Origin of the sequence: Tsukamurella tyrosinosolvens (assembly GCF_900104775.1) — a bacterium.
GTDB lineage: Bacteria > Actinomycetota > Actinomycetes > Mycobacteriales > Mycobacteriaceae > Tsukamurella > Tsukamurella tyrosinosolvens.
This window is the reverse complement of record NZ_FNSA01000003.1, coordinates 4,056,433-4,073,109: the sequence shown is the minus strand read 5'-3', so window position 1 is coordinate 4,073,109 and position 16,677 is coordinate 4,056,433. Positions and strand designations below refer to the sequence as shown.

At 72.8% G+C, this 16,677-nt stretch carries 18 protein-coding genes; 10 read left to right on the top strand and 8 right to left on the bottom strand.

Annotation, left to right across the window (positions count from 1 at the left end; translation table 11 throughout):
• Positions 1 to 14 precede the first annotated feature (14 nt).
• Positions 15 to 422 (bottom strand): succinate dehydrogenase, cytochrome b556 subunit, encoded by a 408-nt coding sequence (sdhC, locus tag BLW32_RS22135; protein ID WP_068741624.1) that lies wholly within the window; start codon positions 420 to 422, stop codon positions 15 to 17.
• Positions 423 to 663: 241 nt separating this feature from the next.
• On the opposite strand from sdhC, the gene BLW32_RS22130 reads away from it, so the two are divergent.
• Positions 664 to 1,065, top strand: a complete 402-nt coding sequence (locus tag BLW32_RS22130; protein ID WP_068522408.1) for a cytidine deaminase — start codon at positions 664 to 666, stop codon at positions 1,063 to 1,065.
• Positions 1,062 to 2,360 (top strand): thymidine phosphorylase, encoded by a 1,299-nt coding sequence (locus tag BLW32_RS22125; RefSeq protein ID WP_068741625.1) that lies wholly within the window; start codon positions 1,062 to 1,064, stop codon positions 2,358 to 2,360. Before BLW32_RS22130 ends, BLW32_RS22125 begins: the two co-directional genes overlap by 4 nt.
• On the opposite strand, the gene BLW32_RS22120 is transcribed toward BLW32_RS22125, so the two are convergent.
• Positions 2,357 to 3,283: a D-2-hydroxyacid dehydrogenase family protein gene (locus BLW32_RS22120; RefSeq protein ID WP_068741676.1), complete on the bottom strand. Its 927-nt coding sequence runs from the start codon at positions 3,281 to 3,283 to the stop codon at positions 2,357 to 2,359. The two genes, BLW32_RS22125 and BLW32_RS22120, sit on opposite strands and share 4 nt — an antisense overlap.
• 98 nt (positions 3,284 to 3,381) lie before the next feature.
• On the opposite strand from BLW32_RS22120, the gene BLW32_RS22115 reads away from it, so the two are divergent.
• The 3 genes from BLW32_RS22115 to BLW32_RS22105 are packed head-to-tail and all read left to right on the top strand — an operon-like array spanning position 3,382 to position 6,441.
• A complete protein-coding gene (locus tag BLW32_RS22115) occupies positions 3,382 to 4,641 on the top strand; it encodes a sensor histidine kinase (RefSeq protein WP_068741626.1) in 1,260 nt (419 codons plus the stop codon).
• A 10-nt stretch (positions 4,642 to 4,651) separates the two neighbouring features.
• Positions 4,652 to 5,278: a response regulator gene (locus BLW32_RS22110; RefSeq protein WP_074850780.1), complete on the top strand. Its 627-nt coding sequence runs from the start codon at positions 4,652 to 4,654 to the stop codon at positions 5,276 to 5,278.
• A gap of 44 nt (positions 5,279 to 5,322) precedes the next feature.
• Positions 5,323 to 6,441, top strand: coding sequence for an adenosine deaminase (locus BLW32_RS22105; protein WP_068741627.1), 1,119 nt, complete (start codon positions 5,323 to 5,325; stop codon positions 6,439 to 6,441).
• 39 nt (positions 6,442 to 6,480) lie between these two features.
• Here the strand turns inward: BLW32_RS22105 and BLW32_RS22100 are convergent, their stop codons facing one another.
• The 3 genes from BLW32_RS22100 to BLW32_RS27805 all read right to left on the bottom strand — a co-directional run bounded on the left by BLW32_RS22100 (position 6,481) and on the right by BLW32_RS27805 (position 9,337).
• Positions 6,481 to 7,797 (bottom strand): SatS C-terminal domain-containing protein, encoded by a 1,317-nt coding sequence (locus tag BLW32_RS22100; RefSeq protein ID WP_068741628.1) that lies wholly within the window; start codon positions 7,795 to 7,797, stop codon positions 6,481 to 6,483.
• 62 nt (positions 7,798 to 7,859) lie between these two features.
• Positions 7,860 to 9,026 (bottom strand): C40 family peptidase, encoded by a 1,167-nt coding sequence (locus BLW32_RS22095; protein WP_068741629.1) that lies wholly within the window; start codon positions 9,024 to 9,026, stop codon positions 7,860 to 7,862.
• A complete protein-coding gene (locus BLW32_RS27805; protein WP_074850778.1) occupies positions 9,023 to 9,337 on the bottom strand; it encodes a hypothetical protein in 315 nt (104 codons plus the stop codon). The genes BLW32_RS22095 and BLW32_RS27805 overlap by 4 nt, the downstream gene beginning before the upstream one ends.
• A 63-nt stretch (positions 9,338 to 9,400) precedes the next feature.
• Here BLW32_RS27805 and upp point away from each other — a divergent pair, with 63 nt between their 5' ends.
• Complete coding sequence (gene upp / locus BLW32_RS22085) at positions 9,401 to 10,030, top strand: uracil phosphoribosyltransferase (RefSeq protein ID WP_068522391.1); 630 nt, start codon at positions 9,401 to 9,403, stop codon at positions 10,028 to 10,030.
• A gap of 19 nt (positions 10,031 to 10,049) precedes the next feature.
• Here the strand turns inward: upp and BLW32_RS22080 are convergent, their stop codons facing one another.
• The 3 genes from BLW32_RS22080 to BLW32_RS22070 are packed head-to-tail and all read right to left on the bottom strand — an operon-like array spanning position 10,050 to position 13,027.
• Positions 10,050 to 10,601, bottom strand: coding sequence for a hypothetical protein (locus tag BLW32_RS22080; protein ID WP_139286286.1), 552 nt, complete (start codon positions 10,599 to 10,601; stop codon positions 10,050 to 10,052).
• Entirely contained in the window at positions 10,598 to 12,223 is a 1,626-nt protein-coding gene (locus BLW32_RS22075; protein ID WP_068741632.1) for a phospho-sugar mutase, read from the bottom strand. The genes BLW32_RS22080 and BLW32_RS22075 overlap by 4 nt, the downstream gene beginning before the upstream one ends.
• Positions 12,224 to 13,027, bottom strand: a complete 804-nt coding sequence (locus tag BLW32_RS22070) for a purine-nucleoside phosphorylase (RefSeq protein ID WP_068741678.1) — start codon at positions 13,025 to 13,027, stop codon at positions 12,224 to 12,226.
• Positions 13,028 to 13,086: 59 nt separating this feature from the next.
• Here BLW32_RS22070 and BLW32_RS22065 point away from each other — a divergent pair, with 59 nt between their 5' ends.
• The 4 genes from BLW32_RS22065 to BLW32_RS22050 are packed head-to-tail and all read left to right on the top strand — an operon-like array spanning position 13,087 to position 16,655.
• Positions 13,087 to 13,797, top strand: coding sequence for an enoyl-CoA hydratase/isomerase family protein (locus BLW32_RS22065; protein ID WP_068523261.1), 711 nt, complete (start codon positions 13,087 to 13,089; stop codon positions 13,795 to 13,797).
• A 2-nt stretch (positions 13,798 to 13,799) separates the two neighbouring features.
• On the top strand, positions 13,800 to 14,999 hold the full coding sequence (locus BLW32_RS22060) for an amidohydrolase (RefSeq protein ID WP_414929957.1): 1,200 nt from the start codon (positions 13,800 to 13,802) through the stop codon (positions 14,997 to 14,999).
• Positions 14,996 to 16,201, top strand: coding sequence for an amidohydrolase (locus BLW32_RS22055; protein ID WP_068741633.1), 1,206 nt, complete (start codon positions 14,996 to 14,998; stop codon positions 16,199 to 16,201). Before BLW32_RS22060 ends, BLW32_RS22055 begins: the two co-directional genes overlap by 4 nt.
• A gap of 58 nt (positions 16,202 to 16,259) precedes the next feature.
• The gene (locus BLW32_RS22050) at positions 16,260 to 16,655 is read left to right on the top strand and encodes a hypothetical protein (RefSeq protein WP_139286285.1); all 396 of its coding nucleotides are present in this window, start codon (positions 16,260 to 16,262) and stop codon (positions 16,653 to 16,655) included.
• Positions 16,656 to 16,677 lie beyond the last annotated feature (22 nt).

The following is a 16,677-nucleotide window of genomic DNA, read 5'->3' as shown; positions in this document are numbered from 1 at the left end:
ATCTCTTCGTCCCCCTAGGCGTGCGAGATCATGATGTAGAGGAGACGCGCTGCCATGCCCGCGCCGGTGATGAGGAAGACGGTCCAGACCGCGATGGACATCGCCTTCTGGTACTGCACGCCCTTGCTCCAGAAATCCACGAGGATCACGCGGACGCCGTTGAGGGCGTGGAACAGGATGGCCATGACGAGGCCGATCTCGAGCAGGCCGATGATCGGCGTCTTGTACGTCTTGATGATCGCGTCGTACGCCTCGGGATCGATGCGGATGACCGCGGTGTCGAGGACGTGGACGAACAGGAAGAAGAAGATGGTGACGCCGCTGATGCGGTGCAGCACCCAGTTCAACATGCCCGGATCGCCCTTGTAGAGGGAGACGCGGCGCGGCTCCTCGGCGGCCGCCACCTCGGTACTACTGCTCATCGAGTCCTGCCTTCGACATCGTTTCTTGGATACGGCCGGACATCGGTCGGCGGAAGGACTCTGAGCCCTCGCGCCGGCGTCGATCGCGACGTATACCTGAACCCACGCCTTGACCTTAAACCCACCGGAATGTGGAATCGAAACCACGGTCCCGATGTGTTGGGGCCGAACAGATTTAGTTAGGTATGCCTGACCGAAATTGACCCGGAATCAACAAGCCTCCGGAAGGGAGTGATCGGCTGTGCCCGACATCGACTGGGAGGCATTGCGGCGCACCGCCGTCGACGCCATGGGGCGCGCCTATGCGCCCTATTCGAAGTACCCCGTGGGGGCGGCCGCCGTGACCGACGACGGCCGCGTCGTGTCCGGATGCAATGTGGAGAATGTCTCATACGGGCTGACCCTCTGCGCGGAGTGCGGCCTCGTGGGCGCACTCCATTCCACGGGAGGCGGGCGCCTGCTCGCCTTCACGTGCACCAATGCCAACGGCGACGTCCTGCTGCCCTGCGGGCGGTGCCGGCAGCTGCTCTACGAACACGGCGGCGGCGAGCTCCTGATCGACCACCGCGCCGGCCCGGTGCCCCTGAGCCGGCTGCTGCCCGACGCCTTCGGGCCCGACGACATGGATGAGGTAATCCGATGACCGAAGTGTTCGACGCCGTCTCCGTCATCGCCGCCAAGCGCGACGGAAAGGCGCTCACCGACGGCCAGATCGACTGGGTGATCGACAGGTTCACCACCGGCGAGGTCGCCGACTACCAGATGTCCGCGCTGGCGATGGCGATCTTCCTCAACGGGATGGACCGCCGGGAGATCGCGCGCTGGACCGCGGCCATGATCGCCAGCGGCGAGCGCATGGACTTCTCGGGGCTGCGCCGCGACAGCCGCCCCCTCGCGACGACCGACAAGCACTCCACCGGCGGCGTCGGCGACAAGATCACCCTGCCGCTGACCCCGCTCGTCGCGTCGTACGGCGTGGCCGTGCCGCAGCTCTCGGGCCGCGGCCTCGGCCACACGGGCGGCACCCTCGACAAGCTGGAGGCGATCCCCGGCTGGCGTGCCGACCTGACCAACGAGCAGATGTTCGACCAGCTCGAGAAGGTCGGCGGCGTCATCTGCGCCGCCGGCTCCGGCCTCGCCCCGGCCGATAAGAAGCTCTACGCCCTGCGCGACGTCACGAGCACCGTCGAGGCCATCCCGCTCATCGCCAGCTCGATCATGAGCAAGAAGATCGCGGAGGGCACGGCCTCGCTGGTGCTCGACGTCAAGGTCGGCAAGGGCGCGTTCATGAAGACCGAGGCGCAGGCGCGCGAGCTCGCCGAGACCATGGTCGCGCTGGGGCACGACTCGGGCGTGAACACCGTCGCGCTGCTCACGGACATGTCCACCCCGCTCGGTCGCACCGCGGGCAACGGCCTCGAGGTCGCCGAGTCGCTCGAGGTCCTGGCCGGCGGCGGACCGTCGGACGTGGTGGAACTGACGCTCGCCCTCGCGCGGGAGATGCTCGTCCTCGCGGGCGTCGACGCCGACCCCGCGGAGCACCTCGCCAACGGGAAGGCGATGGACAGCTGGAAGGCGATGATCGCGGCGCAGGGCGGCGACCCCGAGGCGCCGCTGCCCGTCGCGCAGCACACCCGCACCGTCGCCGCGCCCGCCTCCGGCGTCCTCACCGAGCTCGACGCCATGGGCGTCGGCATCGCCGCCTGGCGCCTCGGCGCGGGCCGCGAGCGGCAGGGAGAGCCCGTGCAGGCCGGCGCCGGCGTCACCTGGCACGCGACCGTCGGCGATACCGTCACCGCAGGGGAGCCGCTGTTCACGCTGCACACCGACACCCCGGAGAAGTTCGACGGTGCCGTCGCCGCACTCGATGGGGCGGCCGTGATCGGCGGCTCTGCGTCGCCGCGCGGCTCGCTGGTCCTGGACCGGGTGACCGTCTAGGGATTCATGACGCGGACGGGGGCGCCCGCGAGGTAGGCGCGGACGTCCTCGGCCGCGTCGGCGTAGAAGAGCCGGTACTGCTGCTCGGTGACGTAGCCGACGTGGCCCGTGAGGACAGAGTTCGGCAGGTCCCGGATCGGGTCGTCGGCGGGCAGCGGTTCGACGTCGAAGACGTCGAGCGCGAGCCGGATGTCCCCGCGCCGGGCCGCCGCCGCGGCGGCCGGGGTGTCGAGCACGCCCGACCGCGACGTGTTGACGAGCAGCGCTCCCGGCTTCATCCGGGCGATGTCCTCGGCGCCGACGATGCCGCGCGAGCGCTCGGAGAGCACGTAGTGGATGGTGACCACGTCGGCCCGCGCGAAGAGCTCCTGCTTCGTCACCGCGGTCACGCCGGCCTCGGCCGCCCGCTCCGCGTCGAGGTTCGACGACCAGGCGATCACGTCCATGCCGAACGCCGCGGCGACGCGGGCCACGCGCTTCCCCAGGTTGCCCAGGCCGACGAGGCCGAGCACGGCACCCTCGAGCTCGGCCCCGACGGTGCTCTGCCACCGCCCGGCCCGGACGTTCGCGTCCTCGGTGGGGACGTGGCGCAGCGCCGCCAGGATCAGCGCCCAGGTGTGCTCGGCCGCAGCCGCGGGCCGGTACCCGGTGTGGCACACAGTGATCCCGAGTTCCGATGCTGCGTCGAGATCGATCGCGGCGTTGCGGCGTCCCGTCGACACCAGGAGTCGCAGTCGCGGCAGCGAACGCAGCACGTCGGCGGGGAAACGGGTGCGCTCGCGCATCGCGACCACCCCGTCGAACTCCGCCAGCTGGGCGGCGACGTCGGTGAGCGGCTCGGTGAAGACGGTGACGTCGAGCCCGGAGAAGTCCCCGTACTCGCGGGAGACGTCCTGGAAGTCGTCGAGGATCGCGATGCGCATGCCGTTCACGCTAGCGGCCCGGGGTAGTGCTGGCACCACCCCGGATTCTCCCGCTGGGGCCAGGGACTCGCGGGCGCCGCGGCCCTAGCGTCTACGGCATGATCGATTACATGACCCCGTCCCCGGTGCAGCGCGAGCCCGTCCGCGGCGCTCTCGCCGCGCCGCTGCGCGAGCCGATGCGCTTCCTCACCACCTCCGCGCCGTGGCGCGGCCTGGCCTACTTCGCCGGATCGATGATCGTCGGGTGGGTGCTCTTCTTCCTCTACGTCGTGGTCGTGCTGCTGCCCTTCGCGCCGGCATGGTCGTTCGTGCTGGCGAAGCTGGAGCGCCTGCGGGTCACCTGGCTCGGGGATCCGGCCATCGGCGATCCGCATCCGCCCGTCACCGGGAACCTGTCCGCCCGCGCGGGAGCGCGGCTCGGTGAGCGGGCCACGTGGCGCGAGGTCGCGTACTCGTTGCTGCTCGCGGTGCTCACCCCGATCGTGTTCCTGGGTGCGGTGATCGGCTGGACCATCGGCGGCGGGCTCCTGTTCGGCCCGCTCCTCTCCGACGAGGTCAACGTCATGGGCACGGCGGTCGACGGTGTCGTGAGCCGCGCGGTCTGGGGCGCCATCGGCGCGGTGATCTGCGCCGCGGGCCTGTACATCACCTACGCCGTCGCGGTGGCGCAGGCCGCCACCGCGCGGCTGCTCCTCGGGCCCACCGAGGAGGAATTGCAACGCCGCGTCTCCACGCTCGAGGCCTCCCGCGGCGTACTGGTGCACTCCTTCGAGGGCGAGCGGCGCCGGATCGAGCGCAACCTGCACGACGGCCCGCAGCAGGATCTCGCGAGCCTGTCGCTGCAGCTGGGAGAGCTGCAGCAGAACCTGCCGGAGACCGCCGACGAGTCCCTGCGGGGCCAGGTGTCCGAGGCGCAGGCCCGGCTCGAGCGGGCGATGGCGGGACTGCGGGACACCGTCCGCGGCGTGCACCCGCAGGTGCTCGACGATGCCGGGGTCGAGGCGGCGTGCGCCGAGCTCGGCGGCGCGATCCGGGTCGACGTGAGCGCGGGCGAGGGCTGGACGCCCGGTCGGCGCCTGCCCGCCGAGATCGAGCAGGCGATGTACTACACCGCCAGTGAGGCCGTGACCAATGCGATCAAGCACGGCGGCGCGAGCACGGTGCGGATCACCTTCGCCGCGGGCGCGCTCGGAGTGTCGATGACCGTCATGGACGACGGCACCGGCGGCGCCGACCCCGCAGGCGGTACCGGGCTGGCGGGGCTGATCGAGCGGGCCGAGTCGATCGGGGCGACGCTGACCGTGCTGAGCCCGCCCGGCGGCCCCACCACCCTCTACTGGGCGAAGGCGGTGTCGTAATCTGCGATCGATGCGGATCGTGATTGCTGAAGACTCCGTGTTGCTGGCCGAGGGGCTGCAGCGGATCGTCGAACGGGCCGGCCACGAGGTGGTCGGCCTGCTCGGCGACGCGGACGCGCTCCGGGCGGTCGATCCGGCCACCGTCGACCTGGTGCTGACGGACGTGCGGATGCCGCCCGGCCACGGCGACGACGGGCTGCGGGCGGCCCTGGATCTGCGCGCCGGCCGCGCGGGCCTGCCGGTGCTGGTGCTCTCGCAGTACGTCGCTGCGGCGTACGCACGGCGGCTGCTGGACACCGGCGGCGGCGTGGGCTACCTGCTCAAGGAGCGGGTCGGCCGGGTGGACGACTTCCTGCGTGCCGTCGATACCGTCGCGAGCGGGGGAGTGGTGGTCGACCCGGAGGTGATCTCCAAGATGTTCACCCCGACGGTGCTCGATCGACTCACGCCCCGCGAGGGCGAGGTGCTCGCGCTCATGGCGGAGGGGCGCAGCAACGCCGACATCGCTGCGGCGCTGGTGGTCTCGGACGCCGCGGTGGCCAAGCACGTGGCGAACATCTTCGCCAAGCTGGACCTCCCTCCCGAGGAGGGGAACCGCCGCGTCCGCGCCATCCTCACCTATCTCACGGAGCGCTAGCCGCGCCGACCGTGTTACGCGCCGGTAGCCGGTACCTTGACCCTATGGCGAATCCCGTTGGCCCGACCCCCATCGATCTGCAGGCACTGCGCCGCGCGCCCAAGGTGCTGCTCCACGACCATCTCGACGGCGGGCTGCGGCCCTCCACCGTCCTCGAGCTCGCCGCCGAGACCGGGTACGACGCGTTGCCGGCCTCCACGGAGCCGGAGCTCGCGGCGTGGTTCCGCGACGCCGCGGACTCGGGTTCGCTGGTGAAGTACCTCGAGACCTTCGAGCACACCGTCGGCGTGATGCAGACGCCCGAGGCGCTCGCCCGCGTCGCGCGCGAGTGCGCGGAGGACCTCGCCGCCGACGGCGTGGTCTACGCCGAGGTGCGGTTCGCGCCCGAGCAGCACCTGCAGGGCGGGCTGTCGCTCGACGAGGTGATGGAGGCCGTGCTCGCCGGCTTCGCCTCGGGCGAGTCCGCGGCCCGGACCGCCGGCCGGCCGATCGTGGTGCGCTGCCTCGTGACCGCCATGCGGCACGCCGCCCGCTCGCGGGAGATCGCGGAGCTGACGGTGCGCTGGCGCGACCGCGGCGCCGTCGGCTTCGACATCGCCGGCGCGGAGGCGGGGTTCCCGCCCAGCCGCCACCTCGACGCCTTCGAGTACATGCGGGATCACTCCGCGCCCTTCACCATTCACGCCGGCGAGGCCTTCGGGCTGCCGTCGATCCACGAGGCGCTGGCGTTCTGCGGCTGCGACCGTCTGGGCCACGGCGTGCGGATCGTCGACGACATCACCGGCGTCGAGCCCGGCGCCACCGACGTCTCCGGCGCGGTCCTCGGCCGGGTCGCGGCGCGGGTGCGCGACGCCCGCATCCCGCTGGAACTGTGCCCCAGCTCCAACGTGCAGACCGGCGCGGTCGCGTCGATGGAGGAGCACCCGTTCAACCTGCTGGCGCAGTTGCGCTTCCGCGTGACCGTCAACACCGACAACCGGTTGATGAGCGACACCACGATGAGCGCCGAGATGCTCAAGCTGGTGGAGACCTTCGGCTACGGCTGGACGGACCTGCAGCGCTTCACCATCAACGCGATGAAGTCGGCGTTCCTGCCCTTCGACGAGCGGCTCGCGATCATCGACGACGTGATCAAGCCCGGCTTCGCGGTGCTGATCGGCTGACGCCGGGGCACCCCGCGGCGGCGCCGCGGGGTGTCGGGCTCACTTGGAGGTGAGCCGGTCCTCGAAGTCGTGCTCGAGCGCCCGCCAGGCCTCGGCCTCGTTGTCGAACGGGCCCGACGGCGCCAGCCGGCGCGGCTGCGGGTCGAGCGCGTAGGAGACGAAGAATCCCAGCGGCGTGGTGGGCCGCAGCGCGTCCCGCACGGAGGCGTCGTCGGCGAAGTCGGCCGAGTCGAGCAGCAGCTCCACCGCGAGGTCCAGCTGGTCGCGGTCGATGCGCCGCGGACCGTCGGCGATGTCCTCGCCGATGCCGGGCAGCACGTAGACGTTGTCGTCGTAGACCTCGATCTCGAGCGAGCCGTCGGTCGCCGCCACCCGGACCTCGTCGTAGGTGGAGACGGCCGCGAGGTCGGTGTCGTCGTCGTCCGCGAGGTACCGCGCGAGCGCGCCCTCGGAGTCGAAGACGTAGATCTTGCCCTTGCGGCCCAGGAAGACCGGGTTGTCGTCGAGGTAGCACCGCAGCGTGTAGTACTCGCCGGTGGAGGTGATGATCTTGATCGGGTCGATGCCGACCTGCCCCCAGAAGGAGTCGTCCTCCTCGTACTCGTCCTCGTCGTCCTCCTCCGCGTCGGCGGCGGTGGCCTCGTCGCCGTCGCCGTCCTCATCGGCATCCGCATCGAGGTCGTCGTCGAGATCGTCGAGGTCGGTGTCGAGCTCGTCCTCGTCGTCCTCGTCCACGGCGAGCGCGGCGGCCCGCTCCGCGGCGGCGGCGAGCTCCTCCTCGGCGGTGGCGGTGGCGCCGGCGGCGACCTTCGGGGTGCTGACGACGCCCTCGATCGCGTCGATCACGTCGTCCCACTTGCGGCTGATGATCTGGCCGACCTTGTGCCACATCTCCGCGCCCTCGCGGCCCTCGAAGTTGCGGGTGCCGATGCGGACGGTGCCGAGCACGGGGTTGCCGTTGAAGAACTTGGTGACGTCGATCAGCTCGCACACCTCGCCGATGAGGCCGACGATCTCGAGGGTGTCCTCGAGCTCGGCGATCACCTCGGGGGTGGGTTCCTCGGCGGCCAGCTCGGGCACCGAGATGACGTCGAAGCTGCGGTCGTCGCGCGGGACGAAGGCCTCCGCCGGCAGGGTGGTCAGCGCCTCCCAGGCCGGGTGGTCGTCCAGGTCGTTCGGCTTGCCGCTGCGGGCGAACGCGACCAGCTCGGCGACCGACGAGAAGCCGTACAGATCCTCGTCGAGGCCCAGGAAGGCCTCCCATTCGTCCTCCCCGTCACGCCACCGCGGTGCCCACAGGGTGTACACCGGGCCGTCGGTGAGGCCGAGTTCGATCGGGACGATGTCAGACGCCATGGCGCCCAGCGTAGTGCACCGGACCGGTTCGGCGTCGGCTGGAGGATCGGACCGCTCCGGGCTCAGCCGGTCGGGCGGAAGAAGCCGTAGAACTGCTGGCCGATGTTGTCCGTGCGGATCGCCGAGATCTGCACGGGATCACCCGCCTCCACCATGCGGCCGTCGCCGATGACCATGGCGACGTGGCCCTCCCACACGGCCAGATCGCCCGGCTGCAACTGCCCGGCGCTCACCGCTGCGCCGACCCCCTGCTCGTTCGCCAGCCGCGGCAGCTCGATGCCCGCCTGCCGGTACGCCCACTGCGTGAACCCGCTGCAGTCCAGCCCGACGCCCGGGGTCGTCCCGCCCCACGCGTAGGGCACGCCCAGCTGGGTCAGCGCGGCCTGCACCGCGGCGGCCGCCTTCGCGTTCGGAGCCTTGACCACCGTGCCGTCGGGGAGCCGCACGTCGTAGCCGCCCTTGCCGTCGGCGGTCACCGTCGCCGCGCCGGACCGGCGCGAGGCGGACATCGCCTTCGCCCCGGTACCGCGGCCCGAGCCGGACCCGCTCCGGTTCGCGGAGGTGAGCGCCGACGCCAGGCCGCTGACGGGCGAGCCGACGCCGCTCCCGCCGCCGCCCGAGCCGGAGCCGGTGCCGGTCGGAGAGGTGGCCGACGGGGTCGTGGTCGCGGTGGTCGAGGCGGGCGTGGTCGCCGCGCCGCCGTCGACGGTGCCGGGTGCGGTCGGCGTCGACTCGGCGAGCCCGGCGACGGTGCCGGTCTCGCCGTCGAGCTCGTCGCGGACGGACTGCAGCACGTCGAGCGCCTGCTGCAGGTGGTCGGCGGCGAGCGTGAGTACCGCGATCAGCCCGGTGGGGTTGAGCAGCGTCGGATTCGCTGCCTCCGCCTTGCTGACGAAGGAGTCGAGGATCGCCTGCAGCCGCGCGCGGCCCTTGCTCACGACCGCGGCGGCGGTCGCCACGGACGTGCCGATCGCGCCGCTGTGCCGCGACAGGGCGCCCGCGGCGGTGCCGCCGTCGCCGATCGTGCGCTGCGCGCTCGTCGCGTCCTCGCCCGTCCACGCGCTTCCGACGGTGACCTTCGTCGATTGCGTCTGCGCGCTGACCCGCGCGAGTTCGGCCTGCACGGCCCGGATCGCCGTATCCACGCCGGCGGTCGTGAGGTCGCCGGAGCCGAACGTGTCGAGCAGGGCGCGCAGCGGCGCCGCCAGCGCCGCGACGATGCCGCTCACGGCGCGCCCAACAGCCCGAGCAGCGCCCCCGCGCCGCCCGCGTCCGCGTCGACCGCGGAGGCCACCGTCCGCGCCGCCCCGGCGGAGGCCGACGCGTAGAAGGCCGCGAGGCGCGCCACCTCCGCGTCGGCCGCGGTCACGGCGCCCAGCAGCTCGGCCAGGTAGTCGCCGCCGACCAGGCCGAAGACCGGCGTCAGCGCCGCCGCCGAGGCGGCGCCCACCCCCGCGGCCCCCGCCACCGACGCGGCGAGCGAACCCAGTTCGCCGCCCGCCGCCGTCACCGCGCCGGTCGTCATCAGAAACGGTTCCATCGCAATACCCCCTCATTGATTGGACGTCCCAGGGCCCCGCGCGGTTCCCGATACGCTGACCGCATGCAGATCACCGTGGTCGACCACCCCCTGGCCGCCGTCCGTCTCACCGCGCTCCGCGCCGAGGCCACCGACAACGCCTCCTTCCGCGCGGCCCTCAAGGAGCTCACCCAGATGCTGGTCTACGAGGCCATGCGCGAAGCCGCCGTCGCGCCCGTCACCGTGACCACCCCGCTCGAGGACACCGACGGCGCCGCGCTCGCCGCGCCGCCGCTGCTGGTGCCCGTGCTCCGCGCCGGGCTCGGCATGGTCGACCAGGCGCACGCGATGCTGCCCGAGTCCCAGGTCGGCTTCGTCGGCATGGGCCGCAACGAGGAGACGCACGTCCCCGAGCCGTACTTCCAGTCGCTGCCCGCCGACCTCGCGGGCCGCCCCGTCTTCGTGCTCGACCCGATGCTCGCGACCGGCGGCTCGATGGTGGAGACGCTCAGCCTGCTCGCGCAGCGCGGCGCCACCGACGTGACCGCGGTGTGCGTCGTCGCGGCGCCCGAGGGCGTGCAGGCGCTCGCCGACTGCGGCCATCCCGTCCGGCTGGTCACGGCCACCGTCGACCGGGGGCTGAACGAGAACGCCTACATCGTGCCCGGTCTCGGCGACGCGGGCGACCGCCAGTTCGGCCCCCGCTGGACCTGATCCGCGGAGGCGAGCGGCGCTACGGGGCCGCCCAGAAGCCCGTCGCCGGCTCGGTGAACTCACCCGCCGGGGTGCTGATCACCAGGCCCGCAGGGGTGATGTTGATCGTCGCGTCCGGGGCGCGCGCGACCCAGCCCGGCCCGGCGGGCAGCACGCCCTCGATGCGTGTTCCGGTACCGGTGTCGATGCGCCAGCCCGCGTAGTACAGCGCGCCGGCGCGGCCGCAGACCACGGCCTGCGAGGTCGCGGTGAGCACCATCATCCGCGCGGCGTCGCCGTCGGCGCAGCGCGCGGGGGTCCCCACGAAGCCCAGCGCGTCCGTGCCGGGGATCGACGGTGGAGGTGCGGGCTCGGCGGGCTGCTCCGGCGACGACGCCGGGGCGGCCGCGGCGGAGCTCGGCGGCCCGGACGGCGACGATGCCGCCGCCGAGGCGGGCTCGGCGGGGCGGTTGCCGCTGACGTACGCCGTGGCGCCCGCGGCGGCGGCCACCACGATGAGTACGCCCACCAGCACGGACACGGCGATCACCCGGCCGCGCGCGGGATCGGCCGGGCGGGCGGGGCGGGTCACCCGAAGGCCGCCCACTTACGCACCGTCTCGGTCACCGCGGTGAGCCGCTGTCGGGCGCGCGCCTCGGCGCCGCTCGTGTCGCTGTCGACCGTCACGGGCTCGATCACCTCCAGGTAGAACTTCGCCTTCGGCTCGGTTCCGGACGGCCGCACGGTGACCCGCACGCCGTCTCCGCGGAACACCAGCGCGTCCGTCGCGGGGCGTGCCGTCAGAAGATCCTCACAGCCGACGGCGGTGTTTGCAACCTCAACGGGCGGGTCGGCGCGGAGGGCGGCCATGATCGCGGCGATCCGCGCGACGTCGTCCACGCGCAGCGCGTACTGGCTCGACAGGTACACGCCGTGCCGGCGGTACAGCGTGTCCAGCGCGTCCGGCAGGCCGCTGCCCTGCGCCTTGAGCGCCGCGGCGTAACCGGCGACGACGACCGCGGCAGAGATGCCGTCCTTGTCGCGCACCGTCGACGGGTCGACGCAGAGCCCGAGGGCCTCCTCGTAGGCGAAGACGAGGCCGTCGCCCGCTCGGACCAGATTCTTGAAGCCGGTCAGGGTGCGCGCGTACCGCGCGCCGCGGCTCTCGGCGATCGCGCCGAGCAGCTCCGAGCTGACGATGGTGGTCGCCACGAGCGGATCCGACGGGGCGCCGTCCAGGGGCGCGTCGAGCAGGTGCGCGCCCAGCAGCGAACCCGACTCGTCGCCGGTGAGCATCCGCCACACGCCGGGGAACCGGGCACCGAGGGCGCACCGGTCGGCGTCGGGGTCGAGGGCGATCGCGAGGTCGGCGTCGACGCGTTCCGCGAGGGCGAGCAGAAGATCGGAGGCGCCGGGCTCCTCCGGGTTGGGGAAGGTCACCGTCGGGAACTCGCCATCAGGCGCGAACTGCTGTTCCACGACGTGCACGTCGTCGAAGCCGCTGCGGCGCAGGGCCTCCACCGCGACCTTCCCGCCGACGCCGTGCATCGGCGTGAGCGCGATCCGCAGGGGGACGCCGGGGGCCGGCCGCAGCGAGGAGACGCGATCCAGGTACGCCGCGACGACCTCCGTCGCGCGGGGATCGGCGGGCACCGGCGAGCGGTCGACGTCCTTCGCGGCCGGGGCCGCGGCGATGAGTCCCTCGATCTCGGCGTCCGCGGGGGACACCAACTGCGCGCCGCCGTCGAGGTAGACCTTGTAGCCGTTGTCGGCGGGCGGGTTGTGCGAGGCGGTGATCTGCACGCCCGCGACCGCGCCGAGCGCCTTCGTCGCGAACGACACCCACGGTGTGGGACCGGGTTCGGGCAGCGCCACCACGGCGAAGCCCTGCGCGGTGAGCACCTCGGTGGCCGCGGCGAAGAAGGCCTCGGAGCCGCGCCGCGCGTCGCGCCCCACGACGACGGTGCCGCCGCCCAGGCATTTCGCCTTCAGCCATTCGCCGAGCGCCCAGGTCGTGCGGGTCACCACCGCCACGTTCATGCCCGACGGTCCGCCGCGCACCGGGCCCCGCAGGCCGGCGGTGCCGAAGGACAGCGGTGCGGCGAAGCGCTCGGCGAGCTCGTCGCCGCTGAGGGCTTCGAGCTCGGCGCGGGTCGCGGGGTCGGGGTCGCCCTCGATCCAGGCGAGGGCCTCGGCCGCGAGCTCGGCGCTCATCTACATCGCCTCGATCACGTCGGCGAGCAGGCCGCCCATCCGGGCTGCGGCTTCGCGCCCGGCCTCGAGGACCTCCTCGTGGTTGAGCGGCTCCCCGGTGATGCCCGCGGCCAGGTTGGTGACGAGCGAGATCCCGAGCACGGCCGCGTCCTCGGCGCGGGCGGCGATCGTCTCGTGCACCGTCGACATGCCGACGAGGTCGGCGCCCAGCGTGCGGAGCATGCGGATCTCCGCCGGGGTCTCGTAGTGCGGGCCGGGCAGCCCGGCGTAGACGCCCTCGTTCAGCGACGGGTCCACCTGCTGCGCCAGCGTCCGCAGCGCGGGGGAGTACGCGTCGACGAGGTTGACGAACTGCGCGCCGACCAGGGGCGAGCGGGCCGTGAGGTTGAGGTGGTCGGAGATCAGCACCGGCTCGCCCACGAACATGCCCTCGCGCAGGCCGCCGGCGGCGTTGGTCAGGATCACCGTCGACGCGCCCGCCGCGCACGCGGTGCGCACCGGGTGGACCACGCGGGAGAGGTCGTGGCCCTCGTAGGCGTGGGTGCGGCCGAGCAGCACCAGCACCCGCTTGCCGCCGACGACCACCGCCGAGGCCGTTCCCTTGTGGCCGGCCGCGCTGGGCGGCGCGAAGTGGGGGAGCTCCGCCATCGGGACGGAGCCGACGGCGGTGCCGCGCGCGGTGAGCGCGTCCGCGGCGGGCGCCCAGCCCGAGCCGAGGACGACCGCCACGTCGAAGCGCTCACCTCCGGTCGCCGCGATGAGCGCGTCGGCCGCCTCCCGGGCCGCCGCGGTGGGATCGTCGATGCCGGTGTCGCGTGCAGTCTGCGCCATGGGCACCGATGCTAGCGGCTATCGTGATCGCCATGCCTTACGTCACGCGCACCGACGACGTCTTCACGCTGTTCCTGGGGGACGAGGGCGTCGAGCTCTCGGAGACCAACCCGGAGAACCGCTTCTCCCCGGACTGGGTCGACGCGGTGCACGCCCGCCTGGACGAGATCGAGGCGCAGGCGGCCGGATCGCCCGCCGCGCTGGTCGTCACCGCCACCGGCAAGTTCTTCTCCAACGGCCTCGACGTGATGTACATCCTGGCCAACGCCGGCGAGCTGCCGACGTACCTGGATCGCGTGCACACGGTCTTCAGCCGCCTGCTGACCTTCCCGATGACGACGGTCGCCGCGATCAACGGCCACGCCTTCGGCGCCGGCGCCATGCTGGCGCTGTCGTGCGACTCCGCCGTGATGCGCGACGACCGCGGCTTCTTCTGCCTGCCCGAGGTCAGCCTCAAGATGGGCTTCACCGTGGGCATGGCCACCCTGCTGCGCTCGCGCCTGCCGTACCAGACCGCCGTCGAGGCGATGACCACCGGACGTCGCTACGGCGGCGCCGACGCGGTGGCCGCGGGCATCGTCCAGGCGGCGGTCTCGGAGGCCGAGCTGCTGCCGACCGCGACCGCCCGCGCGGCGGCGAACGCCGCCGCTGACGGCCCCACGCTGAACAAGATCAAGAACGATCTGCACACGCACCTCATCGCCGACCTCGCCGTCCCGACGACCGAAGTCAAGTTCGGCTGACGGTGACCGGTCGCGTCACCTCCGTCCTGGAGGCGCTCACCGGCACCGTCGACCGCGTGCGGGGCGACCTGGTCGCGGTCAGCCACGAGATCCACGCCCGGCCCGAGCTGGCCTTCGAGGAGCGGTTCGCGTCCGGGCTGCTGGCCGACGCCCTCGCTGGGCACGGCTTCGCCGTCGAGCGTCGCGTCGCGGACCTCGAGACCGCGTTCGTCGGCCGGGCCGGTTCGGGCCCGCTGCGCGTCGCCGTCTTCGCCGAGTACGACGCCCTGCCCGGCATCGGGCACGCCTGCGGGCACAACGTCATCGCCGCGGCGGGGCTCGGCGCGGGCATCGCGCTCGCGTCCGTCGCGGACGAGCTGGGCATCACCGTCGAGGTCTACGGCACCCCGGCCGAGGAGTCCGGGGGCGGCAAGGTGCTCATGCTGCAGCGCGGCGCGTTCGACGGTGTCGCCTGCGCGGGCATGGTGCACCCCGCCCCGTTCGACGTGGTCCGCACCCGCACCCTGGCGCTGGCCGACCTCGCGATCCGGTACACCGGGCGCGAGGCGCACGCCTCGGCGGCGCCGTGGGCCGGCCGCAACGCCGGTGACGCCGCGACCGTCGCGCAGGTCGCCCTCGGCCTGCTCCGGCAGCACTTCGAGCCCGGGCAGCAGCTGCACGGCATCGTCAGCGAGGGCGGAACCGCGCCCAATGTGGTCCCCGCCGCGGCCGAACTGCTCTACTACCTCCGCGCCGACGACGCCGAATCGCTGGACCGGCTCGCCGCGCGCGCCGGCGACTGCTTCGCCGCGGGCGCCGTCGCGACCGGCTGCACCCACGAGGTCGCCGAGGTCTCGCCCGCCTACACCGAGCTGCGCAGCGACGACGGCCTCGCCGCCGCCTACCGTGCCGCGGCGGTCGCGATCGGACGCGAGCCGGTGGCTCCGGAGTACGAGCGACTGGTGCCGCTGGGGAGTACCGACATGGGCAATGTGAGCCACGCTGTACCGTCGATCCATCCGCTGATCGGCCTCGAGACCGACGGGGCCGTGACCCATCAGCCGGAGTTCACGGCCGCCGCCGCCACCGAATCCGCCGATCGGGCCGTGCGCGACGGCGCGCTGGCCCTGGCCGCAGCCTTCGCTGCGGTCGCGGAGGACGAGGACGAGCGCGCGCGGCTGCTGACCGGGGCCGAGCGCGGAAGCGATGGAGGCGGACGGTGAGCGGCACGGCGAGCGGGACTGCGGGCGAGGATCTCTCGAGGGCCGCCTACGTCGATCGGTGGTTGCAGCGCAGGGGCGACTGGCTCCGCGAGTTCCGCCGTGACCTGCACGCCCACCCCGAGCTGTCGTGGCGCGAGCAGCGCACCACCAACGCCGTCTTCGAGGCCCTGACCGCGGCGGGCCTGCACCCCCGCAAGCTGTCGACCACCGGCCTGATCTGCGACCTCGGCCCCGCCGGCGGGGAGCGCGTCGCTCTGCGTGCCGACATGGATGCGCTGCCGATCCACGAGGCCACCGGCCTCGAGTTCCAGTCCACGACCCCGGGTGTCTCGCACGCCTGCGGCCACGACGCACACACCTCGATCCTGCTGGGAACGGGCCTCGCCCTGGCCGAGCTCGACCGCGCCGGACGGCTGCCCATCGGCGTGCGGCTGATCTTCCAGCCCGCCGAGGAGGTCATGCCCGGCGGCGCGCTGTCCGCGGTGCGCGACGAGGTGATGCACGGCGTCTCCCGCATCTACGCGCTGCACTGCGATCCCCGCGTCGAGGTCGGCAGGATCGGCGTCCGCTCCGGCGCGATCACGTCCGCCGCCGACCACGTCGAGGTCATCCTGCACTCGCCCGGCGGGCACACCTCACGGCCGCACCTGACCAGCGACCTGATCTACGCCATGGGCGCCGTCATCACCGGCCTGCCCGGCGTGCTGTCGCGCCGCGTGGACCCCCGCTCCGGCACGATCATGGTCTGGGGCGCCGCGAACGCCGGCTCCGCGCCGAACGCGATCCCGCAGATCGGCGCGCTGCACGGCACCGTCCGGACCGGCGAGCACCAGATCTGGGAGTCGCTGGAGCCGCTCGTGCGGGAGATCATCGCCGAGCTGCTCGCGCCGCTGCGGATCAAGCACGAGGTCAACTACACCCGCGGCGTCCCGCCGGTCATCAACGACCACCTGGCCGCCACCCGGCTCGCCGACGCCGCGCGCGCCGTCTCGCCCGACGGCGTGGTCGACACCCCGCAGTCCGGCGGCGGTGAGGACTTCTCCTGGTACCTCGAGGAGTCGCCCGGCGCGATGGCGCGGCTCGGTGTGTGGTCCGGCGAGGGCCGCCAGTACGACCTGCACCAGCCCGATTTCGTCCTCGACGAGCGCGCGCTGGAGATGGGCGTCAAGGTCTTCACGAACGTGGTCTTCTCCTCCATCTAGCGGCTGCACCCAAGCGCGCTACAAGCGCGAGTTCAGCGTCGCAGCCGAAGGTGGTGCCATGACCGCCATTCGTCTGATTCGGCACGGCTCGCCCCTCACCCGGAGTTGGGTCCCTCCGACGGTCATCGTGGATGGGCGGATGTACCCGGTCAACGATGACGATGCCCTGATCCCGGTCCTGCCCGGGATGCGGACGATCTCCGTGTCGGAGAACATGCCGGCGCCGTCGAAGTGGGCATCGATGGCTGTTTCCGTGGCGCCGGGCCAGGTCGTCACGGTGTACTTCTCGCCTCCAGCGGTGCCCTACGCGAGCGGCACACTGGGCTTCGCCGCGCAGACCCATTCGAGCTGGACGTGGATGTACGTGATCCTCGGAGTCCTCGCCCTGGTTCTGATCGTGCCCGTCGTCGTGATCCTCGCCGTCATGTACATGTCGCTCGTCGCGACGGGGTGATCGGCCGGCCTGCGAGCACGGT